The organism is Flavobacterium sediminis, from assembly GCF_003148385.1.
Classification (GTDB): domain Bacteria; phylum Bacteroidota; class Bacteroidia; order Flavobacteriales; family Flavobacteriaceae; genus Flavobacterium; species Flavobacterium sediminis.
In genome coordinates, this window is the sequence record NZ_CP029463.1 from 1,960,520 (window position 1) to 1,976,869 (window position 16,350).

The window sequence follows — 16,350 nt, forward strand, 5'->3', positions numbered from 1 at the left end:
CATATTATATTATGAATGCGCAAGGTAGTTGTAGCGATATCCAGCCTGTAGAGGTAACGATCAATCCAACGCCAAGTTTAGTGATTACGGATCCTGCATCGGTATGTTCACCTACAACGATAGACATAACAGACCCTGCTGTAACAGCAGGTAGTACCTTAGGCGGGACGTTGAGTTACTGGGAAGATGCAGCCGGAACGATAGCGGTATCCGATCCTACAGCGATAGATGTCAGCGGCACGTATTACATTATGAGTAGTTTAGGTAGTTGTAGTGATATTCAGCCTGTAGTAGTGACGATCAATGCGACGCCAAGTTTAGTGATTACAGATCCTTCAGCGGTATGTTCGCCTAATACAGTAGACATAACGGATCCTGCTGTAACCAGCGGTAGTACAAACTTAGGGACTTTCAGTTATTGGGAAGATGCAGCAGCAACGGTAGCAGTATCCGATCCGACAGCGATAGATATCAGTGGAACATATTATATTATGAATGCGCAAGGTAGTTGTAGCGATATCCAGCCTGTAGAGGTAACGATCAATCCAACGCCAAGTTTAGTGATTACGGATCCTGCATCGGTATGTTCACCTACAACGATAGACATAACAGACCCTGCTGTAACAGCAGGTAGTACCTTAGGCGGGACGTTGAGTTACTGGGAAGATGCAGCCGGAACGATAGTGGTATCCGATCCTACAGCGATAGATGTCAGCGGCACGTATTACATTATGAGTAGTTTAGGTAGTTGTAGTGATATTCAGCCTGTAACAGTGACAATTAATTCAGTTCCTGGTTTTGTAGTGAATGATCCTGCATCGGTATGTACACCAAGTACAGTAGACATAACGGATCCTGCTGTAACTAGCGGCAGTACAACAATAGGGACATTGAGTTATTGGGAAGATGCAGCAGCAACGGTAGCGGTATCCGATCCTACAGCAATAGATGCCGGCGGCACATATTATATTATGAATTCAGTTAATGGTTGTGCAGCTATGGAAGCAGTAAATGTAACTATAAATGCGAGTCCTACTTTTGTAAGTATCAGTAATAACAGCCCGATATGTTCAGGAGAAACGGCAACGTTTTATGTAGAAGGAACAGCAAATGCTTATGTAGCGTATACAATTGACGGAGGAAGCAGCACACAAGTACAGTTAGATACATCAGGTCAGGGTAGTATTTCGGTTAACAATGCTACATCAGATGTAGTAGTAAATATAATATCTATAGATAATGGTTGTACGGTAGTAGTCGGTCAGAACAGTACGGTAACCGTTAATCCTCTGCCAAGTATTACCTCTGTGACTAATGACGGTCCGGTATGTGAGGGAACCTCGGGTAGTTTTACCATTACAGGAACTCCGGGATCAGAGGTAGAGTATACCTTAAACGGAACCCCGGGTAGTGTAACATTATCATCATCAGGGACAGGAAGTGTACCGGTAGCTAATGTAACGGTAGATCAAAACTTGGAGTTGAGTATGATAACCAACCTTTCAACTACGTGTTCAAGTACGGTAGGAAACAGCAGTACATTATCAGTATTGCCTTTACCGACAGCAAGTATCAGTGCGCAAAGCAGTGCAGTTTGTTTAAACGGAGCAACGTTCTTGGATTTTAGCGGAACACCAAATGCAACAATAGAATTTACAGACGGAGCATCAACCTATCAGGTACAATTAGATGCGTCAGGAAGTTATACGAATTGGGCAACCCCTGACTTAACAGTAGATACGACTTACACTTTAGTAAGTGTAACATCTTTAACGACACCTGCTTGTGTACAACCGTTAGGAGATAATGTAACGATAACGATCAATCCGACACCATCTATTAGTGATTTGGTATATTCCGATCAGATCTGTAACGGAACATCAACAGATATCTCCTTTACATTAAACAATACAACGTCGTACTATTGGAGTGCAACGATTGTGAATATTGACAATACCACTTATGTACAAGGCGGAGATGAAACCGTAGCGATCAACCAGGTAGTGAACCTACAAGATTTATTGGAGGTAGGTTACATTACGGTTCAGATTACACCGGTATTAAGTGGAGGTAGTTGTTCAGGAATAGAAGAAGAATTTACCATACAGGTAAATCCGATGCCTGATCCGGCAAATATCGACATTAACATAGCCTCAGTATCTGTATGTAGCGGAGATGTGGTAGAGGTTAATATCTCAGGTCTTCCTACAGGTATGGACTTCAACTGGGTAGCACAAACCAGCGGATTGAGTACAACAGGTTCCACCAGCGGAACAACAGACAGTACGATCTCATTACCGTTTACGGTGAATGATCCTATGCAGTCCGGAACAGTATACTTTGAGATTACCCCTGTTTTAGGGACTTGTGTAGGTCCTGTGATCGTGAGCGATACCATAACAGTAAATCCGATACCGGGTAGTATTTTAGAGCCAACAGTAGCACCTGAGATCTGTAGCGGAGAGATTGTTTATGACGATCTGGATATTTATGTAGGTTATCCGAATATAACAGGTGTAGAGGTTTACTGGGAAGTACAGGATGCCGTAGGCGTAACAGGAGCTTTACCGGGTAATACGAATGTATTGCCTGCAGAAATACCTGATCAGTTGTTTACAACAAGCGATAGTCAGGGATATGTGATCTACAAAGTCTGGACACAGTTAGGTAGTTGTATGGGCGAGATCAAATACATTACGGTTTATGTTAACCCATTGCCTGAACCGGTATTAGAAGACAGTGCCATTTGTGTGGAACAGGTGAGCGGTGTGGTTTATCAGACCACGATATTGAATGCAGGAGATTTCAGTGGCGGTAACTATCAGTTTGAATGGTTTATGGATGATGGAAGTGGTCCTGTATCAGTAGCAACGTTATCTAATGATTCAACGTTAGAGGTATCAGAGGCAGCGAGTTATTATGTAGTGGTAACGAATCTGGACACGAATTGTGAAGGGATCTCCAATACTGTAGTAGTAGAGGAGACCAATCCTGCGACAAATATAGTGACTACGGTAACGGATGCCTTTACGGATAGTGCAACGGTAGTGGTAACGGTATCCGGAGGAAATAACGGAGATTACCTGTATCAGTTGGATGAGGAATCGTTACAATCGAGCAATGTGTTTACCGGAGTAAGCTCGGGAGAACATCAGATCACGGTAGTGGATACACAAGGCTGTACCTTCTTACAGGATACGGTAACGGTGATAGACTATCCTAAGTATTTTACACCGAATGGAGACGGAATACATGATACTTGGAATATTGTTGGATTAAATGCCACAGATAATACAAAAATTTATATCTTTGACCGTTATGGTAAATTGATAAAACAAATAAGTCCTGAAGGCGAAGGTTGGGATGGGACTTACAATGGACATCCTCTACCGTCAACAGATTATTGGTTTTCTGTTGAATATCTAGAAAATCAAGTAGTTAAAGAATTTAAAGCGCATTTTTCATTAAAACGATAACCTAAAATGAATCTTAAGAGAAGTTATTTATTTTTATTATTAGTATTATTTTCGCAAGTATCTTTTTCTCAGGAAGGTATTGCGGTGTACTCAGATTATTTATCTGATAATTATTATTTAATTCATCCGTCAATGGCAGGAGCGTCTAATTGTGGAAAAATTAGATTAACGGGGCGCCAACAATGGTTTGGTCAAGAGGACGCACCATCATTACAGACATTAAGTTTCAATACTGCAATTGATGAAGACGGAATATCAGGTATCGGTTTAATCGCTTTTAATGACAAAAATGGTTACCATTCGCAAAAGGGAGCTAAATTGACATATGCTCACCATATTCGTTTTTCGAGAAATACGGTAGATTTGAATCAGTTATCTTTTGGTTTAAGTGCTGCTTTTATTCAAAGTCAATTGGATGAGACAGAATTTCAAGGATTTGATCCGTTTGTTTACGGTGGTATCTATCAAAAAGATTCTTATTTTAATGTTGATTTAGGAGCTTCATACCACTACATGGATTTCTTTACCCATTTTACAATTAAAAATTTCTTGGCAAACAGAAGAGAGATCTATACAGAAGGTTTCGAATCTGATAACTTAAGAAAGTATTTGTGGAGTGCAGGGGCAGTTTTCGGGATAGTGACAGATTGATGTTTGAGCCGTCATTCTTATTTCAGTATACAGAAGAAACTACGGAAAAAGCTATTGATTTGAACTTGAAAGTTTATAAAAGTATGGATTTCGGTAGAGTATGGGGAGGTTTGTCTTATAGAAGAAGTTTTGATAAAACGGAGTATCTTAACGGTAATGCAGTTGATACACAATCACTTCAATGGTTAACCCCGATAATAGGGATCAATTACAAGCAGTTTATGTTTGCTTATACGTATTCTCATATTATGGGAGATGTTAAGTTTGATACAGGAGGTTTCCATCAAATTACTTTAGGTATTGATGTATTCTGTAAAGCTGCTGCTTGGGACTGTAATTGTCCTGCTGTAAACTAAAAATATAATGTTTAATATTAAAGTCCCGATTTTCGGGACTTTTTTAATTTTATAATATGTTGATAAAAGAAGTAAACGGGAAATATCCTCAAATTCCGGAAGATTGTTTTGTAGCAGAGAATGCAACTATTGTCGGGGATGTTGTTTTAGGGGAAAAGTGTAGCATCTGGTTTAATGCCGTGGTTAGGGGAGATGTTAACACTATAATTATTGGAGACAAAGTAAATATTCAGGATGGAGCAGTTATTCATTGTACCTATCAGAAGCACCCTACAGTTATAGGAAATAATGTGTCTATCGGGCATAATGCCATTGTGCATGGCTGTGAGGTTAAAGATAATGTCTTGATCGGCATGGGAGCCATAGTTATGGACAATTGTGTCATAGAAAGCAATTCTATTGTTGCTGCGGGTTCAGTTGTTACTCAAAATACAGTTGTGGAATCGGGTACTATTTATGCCGGAGTTCCTGCTAAGAAAGTGAAAGACATCAATGCCAGTGATTTTGCAGGCGAGATCGAACGAATTTCAAATAATTATGTCATGTATTCCTCTTGGTTTAAGGAGGAGTAATAGCGGTAAATTAGAAATCTAAATAAAAGACTTTTTCCTTTTTGTTTAATATTGTCCGGAGTACCTCAATGTCACTATTGCTGTAGAAAGCATTATTACCTGGTTCGGTAGAATTATTCAACATGCTTTGCTGAGCCAGAATGTTTTTGGTTTGTTTTGCAACAGCTTCTCCGGAATCAATTATCGTGATTTTTGACGGAATGATTTTTCTGATCTGAGGAATTAAATAAGGGTAATGACTACATCCTAAAACCAGATAGTCTATATTCTGTTCTATCATTGGTTGAAGATAGTTCTCTAATAATTCAGCCATTTCAGGTGAATCCATATCTCCGTTTTCTATGAGTTGGACCAAACCATGACCTATTTGCTCAATAATTTGAACATCCGTATAGGTTTTAGCTTTTTCGTGAAATAGTTCGCTATTGAGAGTTCCTTTAGTAGCTAATATTCCGATCTTGTGGGTTTCAGATTGTAGTGCAGCTGGCTTTATAGCCGGTTCTATACCTATAAACGGTACGGAGAACTTTTCTCTCAATTCATCTATAGCATTTGTTGTAGCCGTATTACAAGCGACTACAATGAGCTTACAGTTTTGTTCTAATAAAAATTCGGTATTCTTAATGCTTAAAGCTATGATCTCTTCTTTGGATTTTAAGCCATATGGAGCATTTTTACTATCGGCTAGGTAAATAGTGTTCTCATGAGGTAAAAGTGCGTTAACTTCTTTCCAAATTGATGTTCCGCCCACTCCGGAATCAAAAAAGCCGATAGGTTGTTTATTCTCGTCCATATTGTACCGACAAATTTAAAAAAAAACTGCCCAAAATTACTTTTGGACAGTTGGTTTGTTTTAGTTTTTTTGAATTAATTAAAAACCTAGTTCTTTTTTCACTTCAGGAAGTAAATCAGTACCGTTTGCTACTAATACACCACTACCGGTTGTTGAATCAAGAACATATTCAAAACCTTTAGATTTAGCCACTTTCTGAATTGCAGCCTGAGCTTTTTCTAAGATAGGTTTGTATAAGTCTAACTCTTTTTGTTGTAGATCTTTACCAGCAGTTTGTTGGTATTGTTGGATGCGAGCTCCCATATCCTGCATTTCTTTTGAACGGGTTTCATTCAAAGCTTCTCCGGCAGTAGGCGCTTCCTGTTCGTATTTTTGTAATTTAGTTTGGTATTCTTGTACCATAGTTTTGTATTCTTTGTCATATTGCTCTTGGATTTTTTCTAATTGAGCTTTAGCAGCTTTCATTTCCGGCATATTCTCCATCAAATCCTGCACATTGATATGAGCTAATTTTGATTGTGCTGATACTTGAGTACCTACAAATAATACTAATGCAATAATTAAAGTTTTAATTTGTTTCATGTTTATATTCTTAAGTTAAATTTATTGATTTTCGTTTTCTTCCGAGTTATTGTTGTTTTCTTCTTTCGCTTTTTTTGCAGCCTCTCTGGCCTCAATAGCCTTTTGTTTCTTTTCTTCTATTGCTTTTTTACGTTCTTCTAATTTTCTTTTACGTTCTTCTTGTATTTGAGCTCTTTTTTCTTCAGCTGAGATTTCAGCTTCTGATTTATCTTCTGAAGACGTGTCATCTGTTATTTTTTGATCACCGGCACTTTCTTCTATATTTTCATTTTCAATTTCTGTGCCACTTTTTTTATTTTCTTTTTCTTCTTCCAGTTTTTTGCGTTTGTCAGCAGCAGCTTGTTTGCGTTCTTCGATCAGTTTTTCTCTTGCTAACCTTCTTTCTTCGAGCATTTTTTCACGAGCAGCCTTTTTTTCGTCTAACTTTTTCTGTCTTTCTGCTAAATCAGGATTTTCGTCTAACATGTCCTCTTTAGCTTCCTGTGCTTCTTGTGCCTTAAGTTGCTTTTTAGTCAATTCTTCTCTTTTTTCAGATCTAAGAATAGTTCGGATAACTAAATCACTTATGTCATGTTGCTGTTTGGCAAATAACATTGTTAAATCTGAAGATCTGTCAAAGATAAAATCATATTTTTTCTTTTCGGCAATATCTTGAATAGCTGTGAATACTTGATCCTGAATAGGCTTAACTATAGTTGACTTCTGAACTATTAGATCACCTTGAGCTCCGAATTTTTTTTCTTGAAAATCTAAAAGTTCTTTTTCTAAAAAACTAATTTCTTCTTCTCGTTCTTCTATTAATTCTTTTGTTAAAAGCGGTTTTTCAACTTTTAAAGCCTCTTTTAATTTTGTGATCTCATTCTTTTTAATTTCAATTTCTTGCTTCCACTTTTGTGCTTTTAATTCCAGTTGGTTATTGGCTTCTGCATAAGATGGAACTTTTTCTAAAATATATTCCATATCTATGTAGCCAATCCTAATGCCTCTGGTTTGAGAAAAAGCAAAAGTAGCAGTAATTGACAGAAGAATAAAAAGTATTTTTTTCATAGTTGCCTTTTTAATTAATCATTAAAAGTACATAAAAATTTAGTTTTTAAATATAATTTTTTTGTTACTCCTTTTAAAATTAAACTAAAAACGTCAAATTGTTAAAATTGTTGTCCAATAATAAAGTGTGTTTGCCAACCACTTTTAGTTGTTGATCCCGGTACAGCATCAAATCCGTGTCCGAAGTCAATTCCTAATAGACCGAATGCCGGCATGAATACACGTAATCCGAATCCAGCTGAACGTTGTACTGTGAAAGGATTGTATGAGCTGAAGTCAGCAAATGCAGCACCGGCTTCTAAGAAGGTCAGACCATAAATTGAAGCCGCTCCACTCAAAGTGATCGGATAACGCAATTCCATGGAGAACTTGTTGTAAACAGTTGCCCCAATCTGACTTCCACTACTGTTTATAGGCGAAAGAGAGTTGTTTTGATAACCTCGTAACTGAATGTTTTCTCTACCGTCAAGGGAGTAGTTTGCCATACCGTCACCACCTAAGTAAAAACGCTCAAAAGGAACCAAGCCTCTGTCTTGATTATAGGCACCCATAAATCCGAATTCACCGAGAGTTCTTAAAACTAACTTGTCGTATATTGTAGTATATAGATCCGCTTTCACTTTGATTTTATAGTATTCTAACCAGTTGAATTTTATCTGATCTACTTTTCCCTGATCGGTTGCAGCCTGTTGATATGTTGCTACGGCATCACCGTTTGAATCAAGATAAGATCCGGAAGGAACCCAGTTACCGTTATCGTTAAAATAACTATCACCTGTATTTCTTTGTTTGTTCTCTTCTTTGTCGCCAAGGTTAGCATAATCTACACCGTTGAATAATGAATAAGGTGGTGTAAATTTACCACTGATTGTAAATTCAGAACCGTAAGTCGGGTAGATAGGGTTAAATCCTTTACTGTTACGCGATAGGGCAACAGTATATGTTAAGTTTCTTGATGAACCGTCTCCGAAAGTAAATAATCCGGTGTAATAATTGCTCAAGGCATAATATTGGAAAGAAACACTTTGAGATAACACAAAGTAATCATCCGGTACTTTCAATCTTTTAGCTAAACCAACCGTTAATGAAGTGATACTAAAGCTTTGACTTTTATCAACGTTACTTGTAGAATAGTTATAAGAGTATTGTCTACTGTGAGAAATAGAGGTCGAAAAGTTAATTGGTTTTTTTCCTCCTAACCATGGTTCTGAGAAAGATAAACTATACGTTCTGAAATAGGAACTTCCTTGTAAACGCAAAGCTAACTTTTGTCCGTCTCCCATAGGAAGTGGTTTGTAAGCGTCTTTTTTAAAGATGTTTCGCATAGAGAAGTTGTTGAATGAAAGCCCTAAAGTACCTATAAAACTACCACTACCATAACCCCCTTGTAATTCAACCTGGCTTGATCCTTTTTCTACAACACTATATTCAATATCTACCGTACCCGCTTGAGGGTCTACGTTTTTAAATTCAGGTTTAATGGCTTCAGCATCGAAGAAACCTAATTGTCCGATCTCACGAATAGAGCGTATCAATAATTCTTTGCTGTATTTTTCTCCCGGTTTTGTTCTAAGTTCACGATAGATCACACGATCATTAGTCTTGTCATTACCTACAACGGTGATTTTATTGAAGTAAGCAATAGGACCTTCCGTAATTCTGATTTCAAAATCGATGGTGTCATTGTATGTTTTTACTTCAACCGGATTGATGCTTGAGAACAAATAACCGTTATTTTGGTAAAGGTTTGTTAAGTCCTCGCCATCTGGTTTAGATTGGTCGGCAATACGTTTCTGAAGTAAAACACCATTATACACATCTCCTTTTTTGATACCTAAAATACGATTCAATTGATTTTCCGTATAAACAGTGTTTCCGATGTAGCGAATGTTACCGAAATAATATTTTTTTCCTTCTTCTAAATTTACCTTGATAGCGATCATGTCTTTCTCTTTGTTGTAAGAGACAGTGTCTGAAACAACTCTGGCATCGCGGAATCCGTTTTCTTTGTATTTATCAATAACAGAAACCAAATCCTCTTTGTATTTGTCTTTAATATATTTAGATCGTTTAAAGATACGTATCGGATTTTTTTGCTTTGTATTTTTAAAAGCTCTTCTTAGTTTTCGGTCAGATATTTCATTGTTCCCGCTGAAATCAATAGATTTTACTTTTACTTTATCGCCTTTATCAATACCAACAACCATTTTCACTTGCGAATCTATGGTGTCCTGAATAGTGTTAATGTTAACTTTAGCGTTGTAATATCCGTCTTTTTTGTATTTGTTTTCGATATAGTTCTTTGTTGTAGTCAACAAATTTTCGTTAACGATCTTTCCTTTCTTAAGATCGGTATCTTTGATAAGTTCTTCAGCTTTTCCTTTCTTTACTCCTTGGATTTTTACATCCGAAAGTTTCGGAAGTTCATTTAGGTGAAGGTCAAGATAAATGCTGTCGCCTTCAACTTTATTGATATAGAATGCAACATCATTGAAAAGACCAAGTTTCCATAATTTCTTAATAGCAGTACTGATGTCTTCTCCCGGAACCATGATTTTTTGCCCTTTTTCCAATCCGGTGAAAGTCACAACGGTTTGCTCACTATATTGACTTTTACCGCTTACTTCAACATCCGCTAAAATATATTCTTTTCCGCTTTCTAATTTTGTTTCCTGAGCCACTAAGGCACCGAAATTTCCTAAAACGATAAAGGTAAATAGTAATTTTATCCTCTTTTTAAACATTTTGTTATTATGAAATTTGTTCACTTGTTTTTCCAAATCTTCTTTCTCGTTTTTGATAGCTAATGATGGCTTCATATAAATTTTCTTCTTTAAAATCGGGCCATAAAACATTCGTGAAATAAAATTCAGCGTATGCAATCTGCCAAAGTAAAAAATTACTGATTCTGTGTTCGCCACTGGTTCTTATTACTAAGTCTACATCTGGCAAATTATGCGTGTAAAGATGCTGATTAATAATTGTTTCGTCAATAGCGTCAGAAGAAATTATATTATTTTTAACTTTATCACTAATTTTTTTAACAGCCTGAACAAGTTCTTCTCTGGAGCCATAGCTTAAAGCTAAAGTTAAGGTAAGTCTTGAATTATCAGCAGTTTTAGCAATAACCTCCTGTAGTTCGGTTTGAACTTTTGTTGGTAAATTTGTTAAATTTCCTATAGCATTTAACCTGACGTTGTTTTTTGATAAAGTTTTTAATTCTTTTTTAAGAGAAGAGATTAAAAGCTTCATTAATGTATCTACTTCAAATTTGGGTCTGTTCCAGTTTTCAGTAGAGAAAGCATATAATGTAAGGTTTTCGATCCCCAGTTTAGCGCAAGTCTCAACAGTTGTTCTTACCGATTTAGTGCCGCTTTCGTGCCCTAAAGTTCTCAGAAGTCCTCTTTGTTTTGCCCAGCGCCCGTTACCGTCCATGATGATGGCCAGGTGCTTGGGTAAATTGTTTGTATCTATTTGTTCTAATAAACTCATAATTATTCTACACAAAAACAAGGATTCTGACCAAAGGTATAGGTTAAGGTAAAACCTGTAAAGACATACCAGTCATTACTGTTTAAATTACCGAAACGCAACGTTTCAAAATTGTCATTTTTAGGGTTACTACCGTCTAAGTTATCAGTGAAAGTATAACGAGCTCCTACTTCAAAACCTAAAATGATACTTTCTGTTAAACGAGCTTTGAGCCCTACAACCATTGGTATAGCAAAAGTACTGTCTCTATAGTCTACTTCGCTTTTATCGTTTAAAATATATAATTCTTTGTAAATAAAATAATTAATTCCGGATGAAACATAAGGTGTCATTAAGAAACCCGATTCGTGTAAGTCAAACTCGAAAAAATTAAATTCCAGTCCCGCAGAGAATTCCATAACGTTGTTCTCAAAACTGTAACCTCTCAGATAGCGGCTCGGAACATCGCTGTCAATGTCTTTAGATTCAAGTTTACCGGTGGTAAAACCAAATCGGAAAGCATGTCTGGGACTTCTATTCCATTTGTAAATTAAACCAATGGCCGGATTGTTAGGGGAAATATAATCTGTAGGACCTACATCACCTATATAGTTAACACCACCAACAAATACTCCTAATTCATTGATCTGACTATATGATAGGTTTAATCCTAATACTACTAATATGTAAAAAAATAAGCGCTTCATTTTTTAAACAGTTTGCAAATATAACAATATAGATTTCTTTACCATTATGTAAAGGAAATTTTTATTTTAAACGTAAAAAATTCAAAATGTTATATTTTTAAGCAACTAATTTCTTCGGTCTTCTCCCCACAACAGTTTTTTTCTTATGGTTTTAAGAAAACCTTCCTCTGGAAATTCAACTAATTGTATCGAAAAATCAGATTTTTTAACGTAAAGAACGGTCTCGTTATTTACAGAAGTAATGCGGGAGTCTAATGAAACTAAATACTCATTTTCCCTTCCGGATACTTTTAGTTTGATTTCAGTATTATCTGGAATTACTAATGGTCTGGCATTCAGGTTGTGTGGTGCTATGGGGTTTATTACGAGACTTTTGACTTCAGGGGTTAAAATCGGGCCGCCACAACTTAGAGAATAGCCGGTTGAACCTGTAGGAGTAGAGATGATCAGGCCGTCAGCCCAATAAGAGGTAAGGTATTCGTTATCCAGATACGTTTCAATAGTAATCATGGAAGTGGTATCTTTTCTGGAAACACTAACTTCGTTCAAAGCAAAGTTCAGATCGTCTAAATCATGATTGATAGGTTTTGAACTTAAACTTAAAAGTGTTCTTTGGGATATGGTATAATTCCCTTGAATCATTTTATTGATGAAAAGTTCTATGTTTTCTATCTGAACAGTAGCTAAAAAACCTAACCTTCCGGAATTGATCCCGACGATCGGAATGTTTTTGTTACGAATATAGGTCACTGCTCTGAGAATAGTGCCATCGCCTCCTATACTGATTAGGAAAGCCGTGCTTTCATCTAATTCTTCGTGACATGAAAATGTTTTATACTCTTTGGTAGAGATAGTTGAAAGATTTTCAGCAAATGTTTTTTCTATGAATACTTCAAAATCATTCTTTTTAAGAATAGTAATGACTTTGGAGACAATTTCCTCTGTGTTGTTCTGGTAATATTGACCGTAAATCGCGATTTTCATAGCTGAGTTATAATGCTTAGTGTTTTTTCGCTTGCAATAATATCAAATATTTAGGTATTTGTCTAAATAATCCGATCGATCTTTCAGGTTTTTTAGATAAGAATCCTCTTGGTGCTCCGAAATAATTTCATACTCATACCTTCTAAAGGTTTGAATGATTTCATTTAATCCGGTTTGGCTTATCTTTAGTGTAATTTCAACAAAATGTCCGTCTGTTTTAGAAACGAACAAGCCTAAAAGCTTACCGTTGTTGCTTTCTACAATTTGAGCAATTTGACTCATTGAAAAAGCATTTGCTTCTTTTTTGACAACTAAAATTCCTCCGTTCTCTTTAAGAAAAGGCGTTTCGTGTAAAAAGCGAATAACGTCTTCTAATTCATAATAGCCGGCATATTGGTTCTTTTCATCTAAAACCGGTACTAAATTGGTTTCGTTTTTAGCAAAAACTTCTAATACGTCCAACCAGTTCATATTAGTGCGAACATAAAAACGATCGAAATCGTATCGTTTGTCTGAAATAATAGTTTCTGCTGAACCTATCTCTGCACTCTCTCTGTTGATCACTCCTATATATATGTTGTTCTCAGTTACCGGGAAGTGGGAATAAGATAATTCATAAAATAACTCTTCGGCTTCTTTTAATGACTGAGAGCTTTTAAGGGGTTTTATGGAGTTGTTAAGGTATTCTAAGAGTGGATTCATATATAGGTAACCAAAATTTCATGCAAATTAATCAAAAAAGAGCATTTAAGCGAGGCATACTTTGTATTTTTGTAAAAATAAAATAAAAACATGACAAAGTTATCAGTTAATATCAATAAAATAGCAACTTTAAGGAACTCAAGAGGGGGTAATGTGCCGGATTTGTTGCAGGTAGCGAAGGATGTGCAGAAGTTCGGAGCTCAGGGAGTAACGGTTCATCCAAGACCGGATGAGCGGCATATCAGATATCAGGATGCCCGGGACCTAAAAGATGTTGTATATACAGAGTATAATATTGAAGGCAATCCGGTAGCAAAATTTATAGATCTGGTTTTAGAAATAAAACCTACTCAGGTTACATTAGTTCCTGATGCAGACGATGCTATAACATCAAATGCGGGTTGGGATACGATTAAACACAAAGGCTTTTTGGTTGAAGTTATCAATGAGTTTAAGCGGAATGGAATACGGACGTCTGTTTTTGTAGATCCGATAGAGGAAATGATTGAAGGTGCTAAAGCAACCGGAACGGATAGAATTGAATTGTATACGGAAAGTTATGCGCATGAATACGGTTTAGGTAATTTAAAAGGGATCGATCCTTATGTGAAAGCGGCGATCAAGGCAAATGAGTTGGACTTAGGAATTAATGCCGGACATGATTTAAATTTGGAGAATACAAAGTTTTTTAAAGAAAATATTCCGGGATTGTTAGAGGTTTCTATTGGACACGCATTGATTTCCGAATCAATTTATTTAGGGTTAGAAAATGTAGTGAATATGTATTTACAACGATTAAAATAATAATAGAGAACTGGCTATAGTTTAAGAAAAAAATTTAAGAGAATGTTGTATTCAAAAATAGAAGGAAGCGGGAAGCCTTTCTTAATCCTTCACGGTTTTTTAGGAATGTCTGACAATTGGAAAACGTTAGGACTTAAATTTTCCGAATTAGGATATCAGGTACATTTGCTTGATATGCGCAACCATGGTAGAAGTTTTCACTCAGAAGTGTTTGATTATGAGGTTATGGCTCAGGATGTGTTGGAATATTGTCGTTTCCATCAACTTGATAGTATAGTGTTGTTAGGTCATTCTATGGGAGGTAAAATTGCCATGCAACTGGCTTGTAAAAACCCGGATCTAGTTGAGAAATTGATAATAGCAGATATCGGACCTAAATATTATCCGCCACATCATCAACAAATATTAGCAGCGCTTAATGCTGTGGATTTCAGTTTAAAACCATCGCGTCAGGAGGTAGATAATATTTTATCCCAATATATCAATGATTTCGGGACGAAGCAGTTTTTACTAAAAAGTTTGTATTGGAAAGAGCCCGGGCAATTAGCCTTTAGATTTAATTTAGAGGTCTTTAATAAAAAAATAGAAAACATAGGGCAAGGACTTCCGACTACTTTACATTTTGCTAGACCTTGTTTGTTTGTAAGGGGGTCGGTTTCGAATTATATTTTAGATTCAGACGTAGAACGTATTAAAGAACAATTCCCATTGATGCAACTAAAAACAATTGAAGGTGCAGGGCATTGGCTACATGCGGAAAATCCGGAATTGTTTTATGACTTTGTTTTTGAGTATTTGGAAAAATAAGGATAAAAATATTATGCGTTCATAATATTTTTGCGTAAAAAATTGCATATTCCATATTTTGTTATAATTTTGAATTGTAGAAATTTTTATTCGAAAAAAACTAACAAATCAGAATTATGAGAAAATTACTTTCTTTAGCGCTTTTAGCACTGGCTGGTACTTCTGTTTATGCAGGAGGATATAGAGTAGCGATGCAAGGGCAAAAGCAGTTGGCTATGGGGCATACAGGTGTTGCTGTAGTTAATAGTGCAGAGGTTTCATTTTTTAATCCTGCGGGGATGGCTTATTTGGAAAATAAGTTTAATTTATCTGTAGGAGCTAACGCTTTGGTTGCTAAAACTAAGTTTCAAAATTCTACCTATAATTGGACTGCGTCAACGACAAATGTAGGAACGCCATTAGAAGTTTATGCCACGTATCGTTTGAATGATTGGTTAACAGCAGGTTTGTCTGTATATACACCTTATGGTAGTGCAGTAGAATGGGATCAAGGATGGGAAGGTGCGCACCTCGTAAATAATATTGATCTGCAAGCTATTTTTGTTCAGCCTTCAATTTCAGTTCGTCTTGGAGAGCACTTTAGCGTTGGTGGTGGGCCAATCTATGCTATAGGGAAGGTTACTTTCAATAGAGATGTTACGATGAATCAGGCTTTTCAGTCTGCTGATGGAACAGGAACTAATTTAACAATTGAAGATTCAGGAATCACAGCTTGGGGATATACATTAGGTTTCATGTTTAATCCAACCGATAAAATGCGTTTAGGGATGAATTATCGTTCTGAAATTACGATGGAAGCTCGTGGAGGAGATGCTAATTTCTATAATGTGCCTGATTTTGCTACTAATGACCCTAGTTTTCAAAATACTACTTTTAATGCAGACCTTCCGTTACCGGCTGAGTTAACAGTAGGGTTCTCTTATGAAGTTACTGATAAATGGTTGGTGGCTTTTGACTACAACTATACTTTATGGGATACTTATAAAGCTTTAGATGTTAAATTTGCTAACGGAAGTGAGTCTTTAAATCCTAGAAATTATAAAAATTCAAGTACATTCAGAATCGGTACTCAATACGAGGCAAATGATAAATTTACATTCAGAGCCGGATGGTATCATGATCAAAGTCCTGTACAAGACGGGTACTTTGCTCCTGAAACACCTAGAAATGATTCTATGGGCTTTACAGGAGGTCTGACTTATCAATTGAACCAAAAATTCGGAGTTGATTTCTCATTCTTGTACTTACATTTCGATCAAATTGATAATTCATACGATTATTCAACAGATCCGATCTCAGGACAACCTAATCCGTCTTTCGGAGGTACTTATAAATCAGTGGTGTTTTCTCCTGGTTTAGGTGTAACTTATAGTTTCTAATATTGATTTTAAACAAGAA

At 36.4% G+C, this 16,350-nt stretch carries 13 protein-coding genes and 1 pseudogene; 6 read left to right on the top strand and 8 right to left on the bottom strand.

The window, feature by feature from the left end; all coding sequences use genetic code 11:
* Positions 1 to 11 precede the first annotated feature (11 nt).
* The 3 genes and pseudogenes from DI487_RS09095 (at position 12) to DI487_RS09105 (ending at position 5,055) form a co-directional block, all read left to right on the top strand.
* A complete protein-coding gene (locus tag DI487_RS09095; RefSeq protein ID WP_109569363.1) occupies positions 12 to 3,476 on the top strand; it encodes a T9SS type B sorting domain-containing protein in 3,465 nt (1,154 codons plus the stop codon).
* A gap of 6 nt (positions 3,477 to 3,482) precedes the next feature.
* Positions 3,483 to 4,483: pseudogene (locus DI487_RS09100) on the top strand (PorP/SprF family type IX secretion system membrane protein).
* A gap of 56 nt (positions 4,484 to 4,539) precedes the next feature.
* Positions 4,540 to 5,055, top strand: coding sequence for a gamma carbonic anhydrase family protein (locus DI487_RS09105; protein ID WP_109569364.1), 516 nt, complete (start codon positions 4,540 to 4,542; stop codon positions 5,053 to 5,055).
* A gap of 10 nt (positions 5,056 to 5,065) precedes the next feature.
* Here DI487_RS09105 and murI read toward each other — a convergent pair whose 3' ends face one another.
* From murI to DI487_RS09145, 8 genes are all read right to left on the bottom strand, one after another.
* Positions 5,066 to 5,848 (bottom strand): glutamate racemase, encoded by a 783-nt coding sequence (murI, locus tag DI487_RS09110; protein WP_109569365.1) that lies wholly within the window; start codon positions 5,846 to 5,848, stop codon positions 5,066 to 5,068.
* Positions 5,849 to 5,926: 78 nt separating this feature from the next.
* Positions 5,927 to 6,430 carry an OmpH family outer membrane protein gene (locus DI487_RS09115; RefSeq protein ID WP_109569366.1) on the bottom strand — a complete coding sequence of 168 codons (504 nt, stop codon included), beginning with the start codon at positions 6,428 to 6,430 and terminating at the stop codon, positions 5,927 to 5,929.
* 21 nt (positions 6,431 to 6,451) lie between these two features.
* Complete coding sequence (locus DI487_RS09120) at positions 6,452 to 7,477, bottom strand: OmpH family outer membrane protein (protein WP_109569367.1); 1,026 nt, start codon at positions 7,475 to 7,477, stop codon at positions 6,452 to 6,454.
* A gap of 101 nt (positions 7,478 to 7,578) precedes the next feature.
* Positions 7,579 to 10,296, bottom strand: a complete 2,718-nt coding sequence (bamA, locus tag DI487_RS09125; protein ID WP_109569368.1) for an outer membrane protein assembly factor BamA — start codon at positions 10,294 to 10,296, stop codon at positions 7,579 to 7,581.
* On the bottom strand, positions 10,229 to 10,969 hold the full coding sequence (locus tag DI487_RS09130) for an isoprenyl transferase (RefSeq protein WP_109569369.1): 741 nt from the start codon (positions 10,967 to 10,969) through the stop codon (positions 10,229 to 10,231). Before DI487_RS09130 ends, bamA begins: the two co-directional genes overlap by 68 nt.
* Positions 10,970 to 10,971: 2 nt before the next feature.
* A complete protein-coding gene (gene porG / locus DI487_RS09135; protein ID WP_109569370.1) occupies positions 10,972 to 11,655 on the bottom strand; it encodes a type IX secretion system protein PorG in 684 nt (227 codons plus the stop codon).
* A 105-nt stretch (positions 11,656 to 11,760) separates the two neighbouring features.
* The gene (locus DI487_RS09140; protein WP_109569371.1) at positions 11,761 to 12,639 is read right to left on the bottom strand and encodes an NAD kinase; all 879 of its coding nucleotides are present in this window, start codon (positions 12,637 to 12,639) and stop codon (positions 11,761 to 11,763) included.
* Between the two features lie 42 nt (positions 12,640 to 12,681).
* Positions 12,682 to 13,341, bottom strand: coding sequence for a CBS domain-containing protein (locus DI487_RS09145; protein ID WP_109569372.1), 660 nt, complete (start codon positions 13,339 to 13,341; stop codon positions 12,682 to 12,684).
* Positions 13,342 to 13,431: 90 nt separating this feature from the next.
* On the opposite strand from DI487_RS09145, the gene DI487_RS09150 reads away from it, so the two are divergent.
* From DI487_RS09150 to DI487_RS09160, 3 genes are all read left to right on the top strand, one after another.
* Positions 13,432 to 14,145, top strand: a complete 714-nt coding sequence (locus DI487_RS09150; protein WP_109569373.1) for a pyridoxine 5'-phosphate synthase — start codon at positions 13,432 to 13,434, stop codon at positions 14,143 to 14,145.
* 42 nt (positions 14,146 to 14,187) lie between these two features.
* Positions 14,188 to 14,952: an alpha/beta fold hydrolase gene (locus DI487_RS09155; protein ID WP_109569374.1), complete on the top strand. Its 765-nt coding sequence runs from the start codon at positions 14,188 to 14,190 to the stop codon at positions 14,950 to 14,952.
* Positions 14,953 to 15,068: 116 nt separating this feature from the next.
* Positions 15,069 to 16,331 carry an OmpP1/FadL family transporter gene (locus tag DI487_RS09160; RefSeq protein ID WP_179948675.1) on the top strand — a complete coding sequence of 421 codons (1,263 nt, stop codon included), beginning with the start codon at positions 15,069 to 15,071 and terminating at the stop codon, positions 16,329 to 16,331.
* The last annotated feature ends 19 nt before the right edge of the window (positions 16,332 to 16,350 follow it).

Bases quoted from the DNA above. Each gene is read 5' to 3' on its own strand.
- DI487_RS09095 (WP_109569363.1), top strand. From the start codon at position 12: ATGAATGCGCAAGGTAGTTGTAGCGATATCCAGCCTGTAGAGGTAACG.
- DI487_RS09105 (WP_109569364.1), top strand. From the start codon at position 4,540: ATGTTGATAAAAGAAGTAAACGGGAAATATCCTCAAATTCCGGAAGAT.
- murI (WP_109569365.1), bottom strand. From the start codon at position 5,848: ATGGACGAGAATAAACAACCTATCGGCTTTTTTGATTCCGGAGTGGGC.
- DI487_RS09115 (WP_109569366.1), bottom strand. From the start codon at position 6,430: ATGAAACAAATTAAAACTTTAATTATTGCATTAGTATTATTTGTAGGT.
- DI487_RS09120 (WP_109569367.1), bottom strand. From the start codon at position 7,477: ATGAAAAAAATACTTTTTATTCTTCTGTCAATTACTGCTACTTTTGCT.
- bamA (WP_109569368.1), bottom strand. From the start codon at position 10,296: ATGAAGCCATCATTAGCTATCAAAAACGAGAAAGAAGATTTGGAAAAA.
- DI487_RS09130 (WP_109569369.1), bottom strand. From the start codon at position 10,969: ATGAGTTTATTAGAACAAATAGATACAAACAATTTACCCAAGCACCTG.
- porG (WP_109569370.1), bottom strand. From the start codon at position 11,655: ATGAAGCGCTTATTTTTTTACATATTAGTAGTATTAGGATTAAACCTA.
- DI487_RS09140 (WP_109569371.1), bottom strand. From the start codon at position 12,639: ATGAAAATCGCGATTTACGGTCAATATTACCAGAACAACACAGAGGAA.
- DI487_RS09145 (WP_109569372.1), bottom strand. From the start codon at position 13,341: ATGAATCCACTCTTAGAATACCTTAACAACTCCATAAAACCCCTTAAA.
- DI487_RS09150 (WP_109569373.1), top strand. From the start codon at position 13,432: ATGACAAAGTTATCAGTTAATATCAATAAAATAGCAACTTTAAGGAAC.
- DI487_RS09155 (WP_109569374.1), top strand. From the start codon at position 14,188: ATGTTGTATTCAAAAATAGAAGGAAGCGGGAAGCCTTTCTTAATCCTT.
- DI487_RS09160 (WP_179948675.1), top strand. From the start codon at position 15,069: ATGAGAAAATTACTTTCTTTAGCGCTTTTAGCACTGGCTGGTACTTCT.